This window comes from Candidatus Thiothrix phosphatis, from assembly GCF_035668035.1.
Classification (GTDB): domain Bacteria; phylum Pseudomonadota; class Gammaproteobacteria; order Thiotrichales; family Thiotrichaceae; genus Thiothrix; species Thiothrix phosphatis.
Window position 1 is genome coordinate 41515 of sequence record NZ_JAYMYJ010000115.1, and the last position, 17503, is coordinate 59017.

18 protein-coding genes are annotated in these 17503 nt (G+C 52.7%); 6 read left to right on the forward strand and 12 right to left on the reverse strand.

Going from position 1 to position 17503, the window contains the following annotated elements; translation table 11 throughout:
• The first annotated feature begins 20 nt into the window (after positions 1-20).
• Complete coding sequence (locus VSS37_RS13160) at positions 21-656, forward strand: response regulator (protein WP_324695926.1); 636 nt, start codon at positions 21-23, stop codon at positions 654-656.
• A 1-nt stretch (position 657) separates the two neighbouring features.
• Here VSS37_RS13160 and hemE read toward each other — a convergent pair whose 3' ends face one another.
• The 4 genes from hemE to fur form a co-directional block, all read right to left on the reverse strand.
• The gene (gene hemE, locus VSS37_RS13165; protein ID WP_324695927.1) at positions 658-1728 is read right to left on the reverse strand and encodes a uroporphyrinogen decarboxylase; all 1071 of its coding nucleotides are present in this window, start codon (positions 1726-1728) and stop codon (positions 658-660) included.
• A 34-nt stretch (positions 1729-1762) separates the two neighbouring features.
• The gene (locus VSS37_RS13170) at positions 1763-2209 is read right to left on the reverse strand and encodes a GatB/YqeY domain-containing protein (protein ID WP_324695928.1); all 447 of its coding nucleotides are present in this window, start codon (positions 2207-2209) and stop codon (positions 1763-1765) included.
• Positions 2210-2236: 27 nt separating this feature from the next.
• Positions 2237-2452 (reverse strand): 30S ribosomal protein S21, encoded by a 216-nt coding sequence (gene rpsU / locus VSS37_RS13175; RefSeq protein WP_324695930.1) that lies wholly within the window; start codon positions 2450-2452, stop codon positions 2237-2239.
• Positions 2453-2527: 75 nt separating this feature from the next.
• Positions 2528-2947, reverse strand: coding sequence for a ferric iron uptake transcriptional regulator (fur, locus tag VSS37_RS13180; protein WP_324695932.1), 420 nt, complete (start codon positions 2945-2947; stop codon positions 2528-2530).
• A 67-nt stretch (positions 2948-3014) separates the two neighbouring features.
• On the opposite strand from fur, the gene VSS37_RS13185 reads away from it, so the two are divergent.
• A complete protein-coding gene (locus VSS37_RS13185) occupies positions 3015-3338 on the forward strand; it encodes an outer membrane protein assembly factor BamE (RefSeq protein WP_324695933.1) in 324 nt (107 codons plus the stop codon).
• Between the two features lie 7 nt (positions 3339-3345).
• Here VSS37_RS13185 and VSS37_RS13190 read toward each other — a convergent pair whose 3' ends face one another.
• From VSS37_RS13190 to VSS37_RS13210, 5 genes are all read right to left on the reverse strand, one after another.
• Positions 3346-3594 (reverse strand): hypothetical protein, encoded by a 249-nt coding sequence (locus tag VSS37_RS13190; protein ID WP_324695934.1) that lies wholly within the window; start codon positions 3592-3594, stop codon positions 3346-3348.
• Entirely contained in the window at positions 3594-3929 is a 336-nt protein-coding gene (locus VSS37_RS13195; RefSeq protein WP_324695935.1) for an RnfH family protein, read from the reverse strand. Before VSS37_RS13195 ends, VSS37_RS13190 begins: the two co-directional genes overlap by 1 nt.
• Positions 3916-4353, reverse strand: coding sequence for a type II toxin-antitoxin system RatA family toxin (locus tag VSS37_RS13200; RefSeq protein WP_324695936.1), 438 nt, complete (start codon positions 4351-4353; stop codon positions 3916-3918). Before VSS37_RS13200 ends, VSS37_RS13195 begins: the two co-directional genes overlap by 14 nt.
• Positions 4354-4360: 7 nt before the next feature.
• Positions 4361-5266 carry a hypothetical protein gene (locus VSS37_RS13205; RefSeq protein WP_324695937.1) on the reverse strand — a complete coding sequence of 302 codons (906 nt, stop codon included), beginning with the start codon at positions 5264-5266 and terminating at the stop codon, positions 4361-4363.
• Between the two features lie 110 nt (positions 5267-5376).
• The gene (locus VSS37_RS13210) at positions 5377-6915 is read right to left on the reverse strand and encodes a bifunctional aminoglycoside phosphotransferase/ATP-binding protein (protein WP_324695938.1); all 1539 of its coding nucleotides are present in this window, start codon (positions 6913-6915) and stop codon (positions 5377-5379) included.
• Between the two features lie 86 nt (positions 6916-7001).
• Between VSS37_RS13210 and mrcB the strand changes: the two genes are divergently transcribed.
• Genes mrcB through tsaB form a run of 4 tightly spaced genes read left to right on the forward strand, consistent with a single transcriptional unit; the run spans position 7002 to position 12609 of the window.
• Positions 7002-9437 carry a penicillin-binding protein 1B gene (gene mrcB, locus VSS37_RS13215; RefSeq protein ID WP_324695940.1) on the forward strand — a complete coding sequence of 812 codons (2436 nt, stop codon included), beginning with the start codon at positions 7002-7004 and terminating at the stop codon, positions 9435-9437.
• An 8-nt stretch (positions 9438-9445) separates the two neighbouring features.
• Positions 9446-9979: a tetratricopeptide repeat protein gene (locus VSS37_RS13220; protein ID WP_324695942.1), complete on the forward strand. Its 534-nt coding sequence runs from the start codon at positions 9446-9448 to the stop codon at positions 9977-9979.
• The gene (gene yoaA, locus VSS37_RS13225) at positions 9921-11930 is read left to right on the forward strand and encodes a DNA repair helicase YoaA (protein ID WP_324695943.1); all 2010 of its coding nucleotides are present in this window, start codon (positions 9921-9923) and stop codon (positions 11928-11930) included. The genes VSS37_RS13220 and yoaA overlap by 59 nt, the downstream gene beginning before the upstream one ends.
• On the forward strand, positions 11911-12609 hold the full coding sequence (gene tsaB, locus VSS37_RS13230; RefSeq protein WP_324695944.1) for a tRNA (adenosine(37)-N6)-threonylcarbamoyltransferase complex dimerization subunit type 1 TsaB: 699 nt from the start codon (positions 11911-11913) through the stop codon (positions 12607-12609). The genes yoaA and tsaB overlap by 20 nt, the downstream gene beginning before the upstream one ends.
• A 78-nt stretch (positions 12610-12687) precedes the next feature.
• Here the strand turns inward: tsaB and VSS37_RS13235 are convergent, their stop codons facing one another.
• From VSS37_RS13235 to VSS37_RS13245, 3 genes are all read right to left on the reverse strand, one after another.
• Positions 12688-14463 carry an N-acetylglutaminylglutamine amidotransferase gene (locus VSS37_RS13235; RefSeq protein ID WP_324695947.1) on the reverse strand — a complete coding sequence of 592 codons (1776 nt, stop codon included), beginning with the start codon at positions 14461-14463 and terminating at the stop codon, positions 12688-12690.
• Between the two features lie 50 nt (positions 14464-14513).
• Positions 14514-16907, reverse strand: coding sequence for a hypothetical protein (locus VSS37_RS13240; protein WP_324695949.1), 2394 nt, complete (start codon positions 16905-16907; stop codon positions 14514-14516).
• A 221-nt stretch (positions 16908-17128) separates the two neighbouring features.
• Entirely contained in the window at positions 17129-17449 is a 321-nt protein-coding gene (locus tag VSS37_RS13245) for a hypothetical protein (RefSeq protein ID WP_324695951.1), read from the reverse strand.
• Positions 17450-17503: the final 54 nt, after the last annotated feature.

The following is a 17503-nucleotide window of genomic DNA, read 5'->3' on the forward strand; positions in this document are numbered from 1 at the left end:
GAGGCATAGGAGTATACAGCATGAATATTTTGATCCTGGATGATCACCCTTTGTTTGCTGATGCCATGCGACAGGTCTTATTGCGCCTTGAAAATCATGTGGTTGTCCAGGCGGCTGGCAATGTGGAGGGAGCCTTGGCTTTTATTGATGCCGGTAAAACATTCGACCTGATTTTGCTGGATTTGAAATTGCCGGGGCTGGATGGATTCGCTTTTATGCGAGTTTTGCAGGAGCGGTTGGTGACTTCGCCACTGATCGTGGTTTCAGCGTCTGAGGATGGTGCCGAGGTGAGGAAGGCATTGGCGGCGGGGGCAATGGGCTACATCCATAAATCTTCGGATATCAAGGCCATTCTCCATACAATTCATCAGGTGATGGCAGGCAATATTTGTTGTTCAGCGGCCAATTTGGCGGATTCAATCCGTTTCCCCGCACGGCCTGGCTCACAGGCATCCCCTGCCAGTGTTGGCATCAGCAATCGGCAGTTCGATATTTTACAACTGATGGAGAAGGGATTGTCCAACAAGGCAATTGCGGACAAATTGAATATTGCTGAGTCTACCGTCAAGGCGCATGTGTCGCGCTTGATCGAAGCATTGGTGGTTCATAACCGTCTTGCCTGTGTGATGGAAGCCCAGCGATTGGGGATACTGTAGGTCAGGCAGCAGAATGGTATTGTCTTCCCAGTTCATGCACCGCATCCACCAGGACGCCCACATTTTCCGGGTTGATATGCTGGTGGATGCCATGCCCCAGATTGAACACATGCCCGGAACCCTGGCCGAAACTTGCTAAAATATCAGCCACTTGCTGGCGGATCACCTCTGGTGACGCGTACAGGACACAAGGGTCCATATTGCCTTGTAACGTCACTTTGTCGCCAACGCGGCGGCGGGCTTCCGCAATGTTGACCGTCCAGTCCAGTCCCAGTGCATCACAGCCGGTATCCGCCATGGATTCCAGCCATTGCGAGCCGCCTTTGGTGAATAAAATGACAGGAACGCGGCGGCCTTCGCTTTCACGCTGCACGCCATCCACAATTTTCTGCATGTAGTGCAGGGAAAATTCGCGGTAGGTGGAAGGGGTAAGTGTTCCACCCCAGGTGTCAAACACCATCACAGCCTGTGCGCCCGCCGCAATTTGTGCATTCAGGTAGAGGACGATGCTGTCGGCCAGTTTGTCCAGCAGCAAATGCAAGGCGGCAGGATTGTCATACAGCATCCCCTTGATTTTGGCGAATTCCTTGCTGGAGCCGCCTTCCACCATGTAGGTGGCGAGCGTCCAGGGGCTGCCAGTGAAGCCGATCAGGGGAACCCGCCCATCCAGTTCGCGGCGAATGACGCGCACTGCATCCATGACATAACGCAATTCGTCTTCAGGGTCAGGGATGCAAATCTTTTCAATGTCTGCCGGTGTTTTGACAGGCTTGCTGAAGCGCGGGCCTTCGCCTTCTGAGAAATACAGGCCCAATCCCATGGCATCAGGTACGGTCAGGATGTCTGAAAACAGGATGGCGGCGTCCAGCGCATAACGTTCAAGCGGTTGCAGGGTGACTTCACAAGCAAGTTCAGGGTTCTTGCACAAATCCATGAAGCTGCCTGCTTGCTGGCGGGTGGCGCGGTATTCGGGCAGGTAACGGCCTGCCTGACGCATAATCCAGATGGGGGTGGTGTCAACCGGCTGCCTCAGGAGTGCGCGCAGGAAACGGTCGTTTTTGAGTTCGGTCATGTTGACACTCCTGAGAGCGTGGGGATTGGCTGTTTTATCCGTTGATGCGGGATTTGATCAAATTGCTTAACTGACCCATGTCGGTGCGTCCTTGCACTTTGGGCTTAAGCCAGTTCATGACCTTACCCATGTCGCGCATGGATGCTGCGCCGGTTTCGTTAATGGCCTGCCCGATCAAATCCGCCAGTTCGTTGTCGTTGAGCGGTTGGGGCAAATAAGCCTGAATGACGCCCAGTTCAAACTCTTCCTGGCTGACAAGGTCATCGCGGCCTGCATCGGAATATTGGCGGATGGATTCACGGCGTTGCTTGGTCATCTTGTCCAGCACGACCAGAATGGCCGCCTCATCCAGCTCGCTACGGGTGTCCACTTCCTGCTGCTTGATGGCGGCCAGAATCAGGCGGATAACACCAAGCCGCGCCTTGTCCTGCGCGCGCATGGCGATTTTCATGTCTTCGGTGATCTGTGCCTTGAGGCTCATGTCAGGTCTGGAGGGTTTTGCAGGTGATCAGTACAGGCGAACGCGGCGGTTCAGGTCGCGGGAAATGCGCTTGAGGTTGCGTTTGACAGCGGCGGCGCGCATACGCTTACGTACAGAAGTCGGTTTTTCGTAGAACTCACGGCTGCGCACTTCAGCAACCACGCCAGCTTTTTCACAAGTGCGCTTGAAACGGCGCAGGGCGACTTCGAAAGGTTCGGTATCACGTACTTTTACACTTGGCATAAAAACTCTGTCTCAAATCCACAAATTGAGTAAAACGCGGGATTATACCTGCCTGTCCGCCAAATGCAAAAACATTCATGCCGTTTCTTCATTTTCCCCGATGAATTCACCATAAAGGATCAGGGAGTGGTCTTTGATCCGGAAATTGTGCTTGCGGGCGAGCTCGCGTTGACGCTGCTCAATGACCTCATCGTAGAACTCGACCACTCTGCCGGTTCTCATGCATACCATATGGTCGTGGTGTTCTTCGCTGGCGAGTTCGAACACCGCTTGCCCGCCTTCGAAGTGGTGGCGGTTGACCAGCCCGGCGGCTTCAAACTGGGTCAGCACCCGGTAAACAGTGGCAAGACCGATTTCCTCTCCATTGGTCAGCAAAGATTTGTAGATGTCCTCTGCGCTTAGGTGATGTTCAGAAGAATGACTCAACAAATCGAGGATTTTGACCCGTGGCTGAGTAATCTTTAATCCGGCGCGTTTAATATCCTGCTCTTCCACCCTGCACTCTCCATCCTGAATAGTCTATTATGTTGCCCATGTTTACTTTGGACAAATAAAGATTAACATGATAAAGCCTATCATTTCACTTACCCTCGCCGCTGCTATGCTGTTGGGTGGCTGCAATACTTACAAAATGGAAATCCAGCAGGGCAACTACATTACCCGTGAAGAATTGGCGATGGTGCGTCCTGGCATGAGTGAAGCGCAAGTGAAAGACATTTTGGGCACGCCGCTAATGGTGGACGATTTCCACAAGAACCGTTGGGATTATGTGTTTTATCTGCATGCGCCGGGTGAGCCGGTAAAACGCAACAGTGCGACGGTGTTTTTCCAGAATGGAATTGTGCGCGACATCCGTACAGATGTCGCGGCGGCGGCCAGCAAATAACCGAGCTTTACAGCCATTTCAACAGGTAATAAATGTACTGGCCTTCCGATGATTTGGATGGGCCGTGCAGGATGGCGGGAAAACGTTTGTCATCCGCCAGGGCGGCTCCGACAGCTTCTGTTTCCGTCGGATAAGGGGTGATGCAGCTGGCGGGGAAACGGTGGCGGCCAGCCTTGAATTTCGGCATGTAAACGGTGGCGTAGACGGGTTGGGAAACACCTTCACCAGAAGGGTCGGGCGGCACCATGCCGTGCATCAGGCGCTTTCCCCTTCATTGGCTTCGCCGCCACCTTTTTTCATGCGCTTGCCTTCGGCGGCGCGTTGTTTGCGCACCGCTTTGGGGTCAGCAATCAGTGGCCGGTAAATTTCGATGCGGTCACGCTCGCGCAGCGGGGTGTCCAACTTGGCCAGCTTGCCGAAAACGCCTGCTTCCAGTGTGTCGATATTCAGCTCCGGATAGCGTTCCAGGATGCCGGAAGTGTGAATGCCATCACGGATGCTGGCACCCATGGGAACCTGTGTGTCCAGCAGCAATTGCTCGTGCGGCAAGGCGTAAATCACCTCAATCCGGATGGTGTCAGGGTTTGCCATACACTTTCCTTGCCCGCTCAACAAAAGAATCCACCAGCGTATTGGCGACTTGGTTGAAGACTGGGCCCACCACCATGCTGAGGATTTTGTTGGAAAACTCGAAATCAAGATCCAGCGACACCTTGCAGGCGTCCGCTTTCAACTCGTCAAAACGCCAGAAGCCATGCAAATGCCGGAATGGCCCATCCACCAGACGCATTTCGATGGTCTTGTTCTTTTGCAAACGGTTGAGTGTGGTGAATTGCTTGTTCACCGCGCCCTTGGCGATTTCAATGCTGGCCTTGACTTCATCGGCGTCACGCGCATGTTCCACCGCGCTCCTGCACCAAGGCAGGAACTGCGGGTAAAGCGGGATGCCATCAACCAATTGGTACATTTGCTCCGAGCTGTAAGGGACTAGCGCGCTGCGGTTGATGTGCGTCATGAATTGATCAGTGCGCGGGGGCTGCTGGGGCAGCTGGTGTGCTACCAGATGGTGCTGGAGCAGGGGCTGATGGCGCAGGCACAGGAGAAGAACCTGCTGCCGGTTTTCCACCCGGAGGGGCTGCTGTGGTGGGTTCAAAAACAGCAAAGCCTTCAGGGATGGCAAAGTCAGCATCATTCAGCGCATCTTTCGACAGGTTGCTCAATTCACTGCGGGGGCCTTCTGGCAATGCCTGGATGCGCAAGGCCAAACCGTCCTTGTGCAGGCTGGCGGAGCCTTCCGCCGGAGGGGTCACGCCCTGCGCCTTGGTGGACTCAGCGGCGACGCTGTCCATGAATTCAAACATGGTGACCAGCATTTTGTGGTCGGTGGCGTCCATGGCATCACTGCCCGCAATGCAGACATCACGCACAGGTTGGTCGTCGGCCTTGATGGTGGAAATTGCGCACTCCATGCCCTGAATGGTTTCCTTGCGGTCGGTTTTGTCGATCTTGATGGCAGGTGGTGGCGCTTTGAGCGCTTCATCCGTTTGTTTCATGCGCTCTTCAAACATTTTGCGCTGGTCTTCCGGCATGGAAGCCATTTGCTTTTTCAGCCCTTCCTTGTACTGATTGTGCATCTCCGTCACTTTGGTCATGCGCTCGCGCACTTTGTCCGGGGTGGTTTCAATGTACTGTTTGGTCTTGGTGTTGATGGTGTACAGGGTTTTCTTGCTGTCATCGTACAGGGAGTAAATGTCACTGCCGACTTCACCCATGCGCACTTTCCCGCCATGAATTTGGATCACGGTTTGCCGATCCTGCGGGGCGAAGCCTGTGTCGGTGTAGGTCAGCTTGGTGTCTGCGTTGGCGACGCCAACGAGGCTGGTGGAAAGGGCGGTGATCAGGCAGAGTGATAAAGAATTAATGTGCATTGCGAGCTCCTCATGTGGGCGTCATTCTTTCTGCGTTTTGGGCATCCTGCTAACGTGGGCGTCAGATGACATGCATGAATTTGACTGTAGGACAAAGTGTTGCGATTTTCTTATGAGTGGCCAAGCTGCGCCTGAACCCTCTCTAACGGTAAACGTTCGTTGATGCGAACTGTTACATAAGGTTCGTCATCCTGCAATGCTTTATAGCAGCTTAATTGCTTGTGCAGCACAGCAATATCAGCGTCTGAGGCATCATTGTCCATGCGCTGGCGGCGGGCAATATTGGCTTCCATTTGGGCCGGGGTGGCCTCGAAATGCAGGATCAGGAATGCGGCCTGATGTTGCCGGGCCAATTGCTGGAAACGCTGGCGTTGTTCCGCTTGCAGGAAGGTGGCGTCCACCACCGCGCAATGGCCGCTTTGCAGCGCCAAACTGCTGAGTCCGGCCAGCCTGTCATACGTGCGCAGGGTCATGTCAGCGGTGTAAATGCCTTGATCCAGACCGTCCGGCTGGCGGTCATCCGCCTGCATGCCTGCCAGCCGTTTGCGTTCCACATCCGAACGGATCTGGATGAAGCCCAGTTGTTCGGCCAGCGTGGCGCAACCCCAGGATTTGCCAGAGCCGCTCAAGCCGTGGGTGATGATCAGGGCCGGTGGCGGGCGTTGTGTGTAGCCTGCCGCCAATTCCAGGTATTCGGCGCAACGGTGCAGGATGCTGCTGCGTCCCTCCCCGTCTGCAACTTGGGCAAGCCTTAACGCCTGCACTTTGGCGCGCACCAACGCACGGTAGGCTTTGTAGAAAGTGATGACGGGCAATGCCGGGTAGTCGCCGGTTTCCTGTAGCCACAGATTCAGCAGTCGGCGCGCCCAGACGGGTTTGCCCCGGTCTTCCAAGTCCATCAGCAGAAAGGCGCAGTCGCTGGCGGTGTCGATCCAGCGTAATTCATCATTGAATTCGATGCCGTCGAAAAAGGTGATTTCACCCTCGATCAGGGCGATATTCCCGAGGTGCATGTCACCGTGGCAGGCGCGGATATGCCCACCCTGTTTACGTTGTTGCAGTTGCGCATACAGGCGGGAATATTCCTGCTGCGTCCAGTTTTCCAACGTATGCAGGCGCTCAATAGGTGCTGAGGCACCGAGCTTCTGGTAAAGCAGGGCAAAATTTTGCTGCATAGGGGCCACGACGCTGGGAGGGTCGCCGAAATGGCTGTCAGCCGGGGCTGGCTCCGCCTGCTGATGGAAGCGCGCCAGCCGCCGGGCCAGCGTATCCATTTGTTCCAGCGGCAATTGCCCTGCCGCCAACAGGCAGTCCAGTTGTTGCGTCGGGTCGAATTGCCGCATTTTGACGGCGTATTCCACAATGTCGGCGGGGTTGCCGGTACTGTCATTGCCTAAGCAATAAGCCCCATTGGTTTGCAGGATAGGCATGACACCAAGGTACAGGTTGGGGGCAAACCGGCTGTTGAGGCGCACCTCTTTTTCACAGAATCGCTTCCGGTCTGCCAGCCGGGTAAAATCCAGAAAGCCGAAATTGACAGGTTTTTTTATCTTGTAAGCGAACTCGCCGGTCAGGAAAATGGTCGATATGTGCGTGTGAATTACTTGTATATTGTGTGTCGTATGCGGGTAGAATGCGGGGTTACGCATTGCCTCCCACAGGGTGTCAGGTGTATGTGAGAACATGCCAGTCGCTGAAATATGACCCGAAAGCATAAGCATAGCAGGAAAATATCTTGAGTCAGGAAGTAAAACAGGAGGCGCTGTGGCGGCGCTTCTTCAAGGGGTTATGGTTTACCGTCACATTGTTCGGGCGCGTATTCCGTATCTTGCTGTTGGTCGTGCTGGTGTTGGGTTTGTTGGCGGGCATCGCCTATACGATGCAACTGGATGAAAAAGTACGCGAACAGTTTAATGGTCGGCGCTGGGAGTTGCCTGCACGGGTGTTCGCCCGGCCATTGGATATGTATGAAGGCCAGCAGTTGTTCGCCGACCACCTCGAACAGGAGCTGAAGCTCCTCAGCTACCGCGAAGTGGATGAGCCGACGGAAACAGGCCAGTATTTCCGCAAGGGCGACAAGTTTGTCGTTAACACGCGTGGTTTCCAGTTCGCCGATGACAAAGAACCAGCCCGCAGCATCAAGGTGGCTGTCAGTGGCGGCAAAATTGCTTCGTTAGCTTATGCTGACGGTAAAAGCCCGCTGGATTTGATGCGCCTGGAACCGGTATTGATCGGGAACTTTTACCCGCGCCACAATGAAGACCGGGTGTTGGTGCGGCAGAAGGATGTGCCGGATTTGCTGGTCAAAGGCTTGATCGCCATCGAAGACAAAAAGTTTTACGAGCACCAGGGTGTCAACCCCATGGCGATTATCCGTGCGTTGGTGGCCAACCTGAAAGCGGGGCATACCGTGCAGGGCGGCAGCACCCTGACCCAACAGTTGGTGAAAAATTTCTACCTTACCAACGAACGCAGCTGGCACCGCAAGATCAAGGAAGCCTTGATGGCCTTCCTGCTGGAAATACATTACTCAAAGCAGGAAATTCTCGAAGCCTACCTGAATGAAATCCATCTGGGGCAGGATGGTGACCGCGCCATCCATGGGTTTGGTTTGGCCGCGCAATTTTATTTCAACCGTCCGGTATGGGAGCTTAAGGCTGACCAGATCGCATTGCTGATCGGCTTGGCGAAAGGGGCGGGGTATTATGACCCGCGCCTGCACCCAGACCGTGCGCTGGAGCGGCGAAACCTGGTGTTGCAGGTGATGCGTTCAGGCAATGTGCTGACCGAGCAGGCCTATCAGGAGGCGCTTGCCAAGCCTTTGGGCGTTGTCGAAAAGAAACCGTCCGGCAACAGCCCGTTTCCGGCTTATCTGGACTTGGTGCGCCAGCAATTGCAGCGCGATTACAAGGAAGAGGATCTGCGCAGCCAAGGCCTGATGATCTTTACCGCCATGGACCCAATTGTCCAACTGACGGCGGAAACCATCCTGCAAAACCGGGTGGCGCGTTTGGAGAAAGCCAATGGCATCAAGAAAGGCAAGCTTAATGGTGCCATGATCATCAGCAGTGTGCAGGGCGGTGAAGTCATGGCGCTGGTTGGCAGCCGCGATGTCCGTTACGCCGGATACAACCGTGCCCTGACTGCCCAACGGCAGATCGGCTCGCTGGTGAAACCCGCCATCTACTTGGCGGCGTTGGAAAATTCCCGCAAATATACATTGGCGACCCGCATCAATGATGGGCCGGTGACGGTAAAATTGGGTTCGCGGAAATATTGGCAGCCGCAAAACTACGACCGTCGCAATATGGGGGCTGTCACCGTCCTGAAAGCATTGACCCAGTCGCGCAATACGCCAGCGGTGCGCATCGGCGTTGACCTGGGTATCGACAAGGTGGTGCAGACCCTGCATGACCTGGGGGTGCAGGGCAATGTCCCTGCTTATCCCGCCATCCTGTTGGGGGCGATAGAATTGCCGCCCATTGATGTGCAGCAGATGTACCAATCATTGGCGGCCGGAGGCTCCTATTCACCTTTGAAAGCCATCCGCAGCGTGATGAACCTGCATGGCCAGTTGTTGACCCGCTATCCGCTGACGGTCAAACAAGTGGCGAGTCCGGAAGCGGCGGATCTGCTGGCTTATGCCCTGTACCGCAACACCATTGAAGGCACTGCCAAAGAGCTGTCCACGACCTTGCCAAATTGGAAAAAGGTCGCAGGCAAGACCGGCACCACCAATGACAAGAAGGATAGCTGGTTTGCAGGTTTTTCCGGCCAACATGTGGTCACCGTGTGGGTGGGCAGGGACGACAGCAAGCCCACCAATATGACGGGTGGCACCGGCGCGCTGAAAGTGTGGTCAGATTTGTTCCGGGTTCTGCCGACCAAGCCTTTGCAGGTGGCAAATTCTTCGCGATTGGTCTGGGTTGATATTGATCAGTCTTCTGGCCTGCGGTTTAATCCGGCCTGCGGCAAAGCGGTGCGTATGCCTTTCATCAAGGGCAGCCAGCCGCAGAAAACCAGCTATTGCGCACCGTTGGAGCCAGTTGCGCCGGAGACTCCGGTGATCACGCCCACCGCCCCTGCTCCTGCTCCTGCTCCTGCTGGTGCTACGGTGGTGCCGCCCAAGAGTTCTGACCCTTCCAGCTGGATTGATAACCTGATGCAATGAGATTGACAATGACGCCAAGATTCCGGAATTCCTTCGCAGCCAGCCTAGTGGCGGCAAGCTTGCTGTCCGCCTGTTCACCCAACCCGTATGTTTTGCAGGATAGGGTATATGGCAGCACCCCTGCTCCTGTTACGCCTGTTGCCCCTCCTGGCCCATCGGTAAGCAAGCCCGCCATCCCTTCTTCCACCAGCACTAAAGCCAAGAATAAAAAATCGGTTCCTAGCAAACAGAAGGAAATTACCCGGCCTGAAATCGTCACCACGCCTCAGAAAGAGGTGGAGGCGGTGCCGGAAACGCCTGTAACCCCAAAAGCCTACCAATCCTCCCCGGCGGTGCAGTCACTGGTGAAACAGGCGGATTCAGCGCTGGCGATAGGCGACATGGATAAAGCCGCCTCCACCATCGAGCGCGCCTTGCGGATAGAATCCGACAATCCGGATTTATGGATGAAGCTCAGTGCCATCAATGAGAGCCAGGGGCATCATGAGCAGGCTGCCAGCATGGCGGACAAGGCGAAAGTTTATCAGGAGCAGCTCAATTAGCCCTTCCGGTGATTGCGAACCTGAGTCCGGCAAGTCTGACCTGCTGGGGGAGACAGGCCCGTTCGCCCAATTGATTGAAGGTTTCCAGGCGCGCCCCCAGCAGCAAGCGATGTTGGAAGCCGTGCAGGGCGTCATGCATGGGCAAGGCACCGCCGTCATTGAAGCGGGCACCGGCGTCGGCAAGACCTTCGCCTACCTTGCGCCCGCGCTGTTGTGTGATGAGCGTGTGATCGTTTCCACCGGCAGCAAAACCCTTCAAGACCAGCTTTACCACAAGGATTTGCCGTTGGTGCGCAAGGCGCTGAAAAGCGCCATCAAAACCGCGTTGCTGAAAGGCCGCGCCAATTACCTGTGCATCCATCGCCTCAAGGCCACCTTGGCGGAAGGCCGTTTGCCTGACCGCAAGAGCGTGGCCTGGTTGCGCCGCATCCGTGACTGGTCGGAATTGACCAGCAAGGGCGACGTTGCCGAATTGTCCGCCGTTCCCCACGATGCGGAAGTCTGGGCGCAGGTCACTTCCACCACGGAAAATTGCTTGGGGGCGGAGTGCGAACATTACCAGGACTGTTACGTCGTCAAGGCGCGGCGGGCGGCACAGGAAGCCGACCTGGTGGTGGTCAACCACCATCTGTTTTTCGCGGACATGGCGCTCAAGGAAGAGGGCTTTGGCGAATTGCTGCCGCAGGCGAGCGTGGTGGTGCTGGATGAAGCGCACCAGTTGCCGGAAATCGCCTCCAATTTTTTCAGCGACACCCTCAGTAGCCGCCAGTTGTTGGACTGGAAGCGCGACACCCTGATGGAGGCGTTGGAAAGCGCTGCCGACATGCCGCAGATCCGCGAGTTGCTGGGGGGCATGGAAAAAGCCGTGCTGGACTTGCGGCTGGCGATGGATACGCCGGGGCAGCGGGCACCGTGGGCGCGCATCCGCAACAAGCCCGCCATCGTCAATCACTTGCAGGCGCTCCAAGACAGCATGGACGAACTGGCAGCGCTGCTGGAAAACGCCGCCGAACGCAGCAAGGGGCTGGAATCCTGTTTCGCCCGCTTGCAGGAACAGCGCACGCGGCTGGAGCGTTTGCACAACCCAGCTGCGGACAGTGTGCAGTGGTTTGAAACCTTTACCCGTGGCTTCGCCATCACCACCACCCCGCTGGATGTGGCGGTCCCCTTCAAAAAGTGCATGGAGGAGTTGCCTTGTAGCTGGGTGATGACCTCCGCCACGCTGGCGGTAGGGCAGTCGTTCGAACATTTCAACCAGCGCATGGGGTTGACGGAAGCCGCAACCTTGCAGCTCGACAGCCCGTTTGATTACTGGCGCAATGCGCTGCTGTACCTGCCCGCCGGTTTGCCGGAACCGCAAGACCGGGATTTTGTCGAGGCGCTGGTGGAGGCGGCGATTCCGGTGATCAACGCTTGTGGCGGGCGCACCTTCATGCTGTTCACCAGTTACCGCGCCCTGAATGAGGCGGCGGAATTGTTGCAAGACCGTATCGGATTCCCGCTGTTGATCCAGGGCAGCTCGCCGCAGCGTGACATGATCGAAAAATTCCGTGAATTGGGCAATGCGGTGCTGCTGGGGACATCCAGTTTCTGGGAAGGGGTGGATGTGCGGGGCGAAGCCCTGAGCTGTGTTATTATCGACAAACTGCCGTTCGCCGCCCCCAACGACCCGGTGATGGAGGCGCGGCTGGAAGCGATCCGCCAGCGTGGTGGCAACCCGTTCGCCGAATATCAGATTCCACAGGCGGTGATTGCGCTCAAGCAGGGCGTTGGCCGCTTGATCCGTGACCAGCATGACCGGGGCGTGCTGATGATTTGCGATGTCCGTTTGCGCACCCGCAGTTATGGCAAGATTTTCCTCGACAGCCTGCCACGGATGCCGCGCACCCAGAAACTGGAAATTGTGGAACGGTTTTTTGCTGGAAACCTGAATGAAACTGTTAGCCCTTGATACCTCAACCGAAGCCTGTTCTGCTGCCGTCTACGCGGATGGCGCAACTTTCTGTGAATTTGAACTGACGCCACGGGCGCATACCCAGTTGATCCTGCCGATGGTGGGGAGGGTGTTGTCGGCGGCTGGCCTGCGCTTGCAGGAGGTGGATGCGATTGTGGTCGGGCGCGGGCCGGGCGCGTTCACCGGCATCCGGATTGGTGTTGGCGTGGCGCAGGGGCTGGCGATGGCGGCGGACAAGCCGGTCATTCCGGTTTCCACGCTGGCGGCGTTGGCGCAGCAGGCGCATGCCCAATATGGCGCAACCCAGGCGCTGGTGGCGCTGGATGCGCGCATGAACGAAGTCTACTGGGGGCAATACGTCTGGCAAGATGGCCTGATGCGCTTGCAGGGCGAGGAACAGGTATGTGCTCCGGCGGATGCGCCTGTCCCTGACGGCGACGGCTGGTTTGCGGTTGGGCATGGCTGGTCGGCGTATGCCGAAGTCCTGACGCCGCGTTTTGGTGGCAAGCTGGTTGGAACGGATACCGCTTTGCTGCCCGCCGCCGAATTCATGTTGCCGCTGGCGGTTGCGGAATGGCAGGCAGGCAACGCCTTGGCACCGGAAGACGCGCAGCCGGTTTACCTGCGCAACAAGATTGCCCTGACCACCCAAGAACGTATGGCTGGCCAACGCTAGGCCATGCCAGCACAATCCAACACCGCTCAAAGATGGGATGGCCTGGGCTGCGTGTTTCCAGTGTCTTTGCGATGGGGGTTACAGCGCGTTTGCCCGTAACCACATTTCCAGCAACGCCATATGCCACAGCTTGCTGCCTTTGATGCGCGTCAGATGCGTTTCCGGCGACGCCAGCACCTTGTCGATGTAGCTGCGCTGATACAGCCCGCGTTCGCGGCAGGCTTGCGAATTCAGCAGGTCGCGCATCATGTCGAGGAATTCGCCGCGCACGAATTTGAGCGCAGGCACGGGGAAATAGCCTTTTGGCCGGTCGATCACGCTGTCGGGAACCAAGCCGCGCGCAATCTTTTTCAGCACATATTTGCCGCCGTCGCGCAGCTTGAGTTCCGGTGGCATTTGCGCGGCCAGTTCCACCAGCTCGTGGTCGAGGAACGGCACCCGCGCTTCCAGCCCCCAGGCCATGGTCATATTGTCCACCCGCTTGACCGGGTCATCGACGATGAAGGTGGTCACATCAGCGCGCAATACCGCATCCAGGGTTTCTTCCGCATCCGGCGACTCCAGCAATTCGCGCACCAGTTCGCCGCTGTAATCATGGGTATGGAACGCCGGTTGCAGCATCTGCGCCATTTCGCTGTGGTCGCGGTCGAAATAATACGGCGCGAGGCGTTGCAGCATGTCCGGGTTGGTGTCGGCCTGCGCCTGCGGATACCAGAAATAACCGCCGAACACTTCATCCGCGCCCTGCCCGGACTGCACCACTTTCACATGCCGGGAAACCTGTTCGGAGAGCAGGTAGAAACCGATCGCATCCTGCCCGAACATCGGCTCCGCCATATTGGCGACCGCTTCCGGCAGGCGTGAAAGGGTCTGTTCGTTGGGGATGTGGAATTTGTGGTGGGTCGGCTGGAAACGCTCCACCACCGCGTCGGAGTATTCGTATTCGCTGCCTTTTTCCTCCGGCTGGTCGTCGAAGCCGATGGTGAAGGTGCGGATGTCGCGGATGCCGATTTCCGCCAGCAAACCCACCAGCAGGCTGGAATCCAACCCGCCGGACAACAGCACGCCCACCGGCACGTCGGCGATATTGTTGCGGCGGCGCACGGCGGTTTGCAGCGATCCGTGGATGGCCTCAATCCACTCCTGTTCGGAACGTGGCTCTGCCGGGCGACGCGCCACCAGTTTCCAGTAGCGTTTCAGCTCCTGACGGCCATCGGCGTGGATGGTCAACGAATGCGCCGGTTGCAGCTTGCGGATGCCATTCAGCACCGTGCGCGGCGCTGGCACCACCGCATGCAGCGAAAACAGGTTGTGGATCGCCAGTGGATCCAGGCGGGTGTCGATTCCCTGCGTGGTCAGCAGCGCCTGCGTGTTGGAGGCGAAACGGAAGCTGTTGCCGTCAGCGGCGTAGTACAGCGGCTTGATCCCCATGCGGTCGCGGGCAAGGAACAGCACTTTCCGGCGCATGTCCCACACGGCGAACGCAAACATGCCCAGCAGGTGTTTGGGGGCGTCTTCCCCCCATTCGGCATAGGCTTTGAGGATGGTTTCGGTGTCGCCTTCGGAGAAAAAATGGTGGCCTTTGGCTTTCAGTTCCGCACGCAGTTCCGGGTGGTTGTAGATGGTGCCGTTGAACACCAGCGCAAGGCCCGATTCCGCATCCACCATCGGCTGGCTGGATTTGTACGACAGGTCGATGATGGACAAACGACGGTGGCCAAACGCCAGCGCGCCATCAGAAAAGCTGCCCGCGTGGTCGGGGCCGCGCTTTTCCAGCTTCGCCATCATCGAGTTCAGGTAACGCAGTTCGGGGAGTTGGCCGTCAAGGCGTAGTTCACCGCAGATTCCGCACATGGGAGTTCCTTGTTATCCGTTAAACTTCTGCAAAGCAGTGTGCCACAAACTTATCGGTAAAGCGAAAAGATAGCGCCCATTGCTGTAATAACAGAAAGAATAGATATCACTAACAGAACCTTTTCAAGAGAGCTTAAGGATCTCGTTGAGTTTATAAAATCGTGTGCTATTTCGGGAGGCATATTAGTTTTACTATTTTGACCAGTTAATAGTCGCGTAATGTTATCTTGGTTGTCTTCAATATTAGTAATGCTTTTCCGATTTTCTGCGTGAGCGGATAGTGCTTCGATAGTCTTTTTTATTAAGGAGTGTTCGATTCTGTTTTGTCCTCGCTTTATCAAGTCAAATTCATCTTCATAATGAGAGATTTGGCTTAATATGTTTTGCTCCAGTAGCTGACATGTATCTGTGATTTTCTTTAGTTTACTTCTGAAGTCGCTCTCATTTTTTTGAAGGCTAAATTCTTTTGTGATTTTTTTGAGGCTATGAATGCTTTGTTGAATAAGTGCTGTTGTGGCTTCTCTATCTTTAATGTTGACATCTATTCTATGGATGTGGGTTAGCATGCGTTTTTCTGAAATTTTTAGGAACGTTAAAACTTCATTTCTCTCTAGATTTAGCTTCGAATATTGATCTGAAAACTCACTCAGCTGTCCGTAAATCTGTTGGTGAATATTTTCTAATTCGCTTTTTTCATGGTTTATTAATGTGTTGAGGCTTTTTTCCGAGTTGTCTATGTAAGTTATTGCTTCTCTAACAATATGGCTTATTTCTCCTAATACAGCGTTTAATGTTTCAGCCGGTTCCTCAATGATTGAGCGGAGTTCGTATTTGGTATTTTCATCTAATTGTGGTACATGTTTTTCTTGAATGCCATTGACTAACTCATCGATGGTATTTAATGTATTTTTAATTTCAATATTGTTTTTATTGGATAGTCCAATATCTAATTTGTTCTCTTCGGCTTTTTTGACTAAGGTTTGCCCTTGTATGTTTAGCGAAAATAAAGAATTAATTATATCTTTGCTAGTTTCTTCCTGTGTGTTTTTGTCTTCTTTTAATCGATTGATGTCATAAGAAATTTTATATAGCAGTTCTTTAAGGCTTTTATCTTCTTCGTATGCAAAAATATTCTGCGCTTTATCTTTTATTTTTATAATATCATTATTTGATAATGGACTGGTTGATTTATGAAGTATGGATATCATATGTGTTATTTGGTTTCTTTCTTCCTCATAAATGACTGGATTAATGGAGTTTTCTATTAGATACAGGGATAATTGATTGTAATATAATGCTGAATGGGTTTTCTGAGGTATTTTATGGTAGAAGGCAGCCAATTCTTGATACTTGAATATTGGCTTGACGGTTCTATCTTGATCGTAAATCTTATTTAGTTTGGTAGAAAATTCGTTGATTGAATTTTGAATGTTATCGTCATCTATTAAGTATGATAAATTTTCAATGGCTTCTTTTATTAGCTTTATTTTATTTGCATTGCTAGATTCCATTTCGATTAGTTGTTTGTATTTTTTGTATATTTCTATGGCATTTTTAGGGGTTATTTTATGGATATCTTGAATGTTTTTTTGTTTTTCATGTTCAGATTTTTCTAATAAAAATGCTGTTATGTGAGTGGGGTTTAAGTCTATGGCTCTTTTAAAAAAACGACTTGTTGCTAACTGCATTTTTTTATCACGTGCAAATAATGCCAAATGTGCATATTGATATGATAGCTCATTAATGGTTCTTTTTGCTGTTTTATATTGTTCATTTAAATCTCTAGCCTTTTCTCTGACATCATCAGGCTTTTTTATGTTTTCTCCATTTAATGTGGATTGTTTTCTAATAAATTCCCTAACGCTTTCAACCTCAATGAAGTCTGATAAATTGACGACTTCGTTATTTATTGAAAGTGGCTTGGTAATTGTGCTAATTTGTTCTAAATTAAGATTCTGTAGCTTCTCGTTTATTTTATCTAATACTTCATCTAACTTTATGCATTCAAATTTGTTTGTGGGGAGTGCTTTGAAAATTATTGATCTTAAGGCAACTTCTCCATTCTTTCCTAATAGAAAAATGCCTGAGCCGGACATTCCTTTTAGCTTTTCAATAAACTCATAATCATAGAAGTTCAAAGATCCATCTGTGTTTATGAATAATTCAGTGCTGTTTTTATGGTTGGAGATTGGCTTTAAATAATAGAAATTTAGTTTGTTTTCGGTTTGTATTTCTTCTAAATAGTATGGATATCCAGCTGTACAATAAGTATGATTATCTTGATTTTCATCGGTTGTATCATAAAATTTTAGTTCAGATATGTTTTCTATGGGGGGTTCTATAATCAATAATGCCAAGTCTAAAACTGTTGTATGATCATTTTGTTTGAAGCAGAAAGCTATCGTTTGATAGCGCTTCAATTTTCCAGCTTTTTTTATTTTCACCAAAAATTTGGATATTCAGGTTGGCTATGCTCAGAGTTTCTAGGATGCTGTTATTAAGCTCTTCACTCTGAGTTATATTATGTCTCGCAGTGAGAAGGTAACATTGTTCACTGTTGTTAGATCCTTTAAATATAATGCAACCGCCCCACTTTTTAGTTTTTAGTGAGGGGAAACTGATTTCCATCTTGAATATATATGGTTTTATACAATCGGTGATCATATTAATATTTCCAAATATCTGCTTGGTATATTATTTCAAAATTAAATTTTTCATGATCACTTTCATCGAAATTCAGATGCATGGGGCTTTTCTTGGTAATCAGTACTTGTTTAGTTTCGTTGTTTTTTGTCGTTTTTCCATAAAAGGCAATTTGAGCAATGGTTTCTTTGTTTGAGAGCTTTTTTGATACAGGTGAATGATTGCAAATAATATATTGATTACTTCTGATTAGATCAAAAAAATCTTTATTTATATTTCGTATGCTGCCGTGGTGGGAGAGTTTTACAAACTCAAGGTGCAAAGGCTCTTTTTTGAATCCCATGTTAATCTATTGGGAAATCCCCCGGCTTTGCCGGGGAGACGTGCATAGTTTGAC

Excerpts from the sequence above, each read along its gene's own strand:
- VSS37_RS13195 (WP_324695935.1), bottom strand. The coding sequence starts at position 3,929 with ATGGCAAACCCTGACACCATCCGGATTGAGGTGATTTACGCCTTGCCG.
- tsaB (WP_324695944.1), top strand. The coding sequence starts at position 11,911 with ATGAAACTGTTAGCCCTTGATACCTCAACCGAAGCCTGTTCTGCTGCC.
- VSS37_RS13245 (WP_324695951.1), bottom strand. The coding sequence starts at position 17,449 with ATGGGATTCAAAAAAGAGCCTTTGCACCTTGAGTTTGTAAAACTCTCC.
- VSS37_RS13170 (WP_324695928.1), bottom strand. The coding sequence starts at position 2,209 with ATGAGCCTCAAGGCACAGATCACCGAAGACATGAAAATCGCCATGCGC.
- VSS37_RS13220 (WP_324695942.1), top strand. The coding sequence starts at position 9,446 with ATGACGCCAAGATTCCGGAATTCCTTCGCAGCCAGCCTAGTGGCGGCA.
- VSS37_RS13200 (WP_324695936.1), bottom strand. The coding sequence starts at position 4,353 with ATGACGCACATCAACCGCAGCGCGCTAGTCCCTTACAGCTCGGAGCAA.
- VSS37_RS13235 (WP_324695947.1), bottom strand. The coding sequence starts at position 14,463 with ATGTGCGGAATCTGCGGTGAACTACGCCTTGACGGCCAACTCCCCGAA.
- VSS37_RS13185 (WP_324695933.1), top strand. The coding sequence starts at position 3,015 with ATGATAAAGCCTATCATTTCACTTACCCTCGCCGCTGCTATGCTGTTG.
- VSS37_RS13205 (WP_324695937.1), bottom strand. The coding sequence starts at position 5,266 with ATGCACATTAATTCTTTATCACTCTGCCTGATCACCGCCCTTTCCACC.
- VSS37_RS13160 (WP_324695926.1), top strand. The coding sequence starts at position 21 with ATGAATATTTTGATCCTGGATGATCACCCTTTGTTTGCTGATGCCATG.
- hemE (WP_324695927.1), bottom strand. The coding sequence starts at position 1,728 with ATGACCGAACTCAAAAACGACCGTTTCCTGCGCGCACTCCTGAGGCAG.
- yoaA (WP_324695943.1), top strand. The coding sequence starts at position 9,921 with ATGAGCAGGCTGCCAGCATGGCGGACAAGGCGAAAGTTTATCAGGAGC.
- VSS37_RS13210 (WP_324695938.1), bottom strand. The coding sequence starts at position 6,915 with ATGCGTAACCCCGCATTCTACCCGCATACGACACACAATATACAAGTA.
- VSS37_RS13190 (WP_324695934.1), bottom strand. The coding sequence starts at position 3,594 with ATGCACGGCATGGTGCCGCCCGACCCTTCTGGTGAAGGTGTTTCCCAA.
- rpsU (WP_324695930.1), bottom strand. The coding sequence starts at position 2,452 with ATGCCAAGTGTAAAAGTACGTGATACCGAACCTTTCGAAGTCGCCCTG.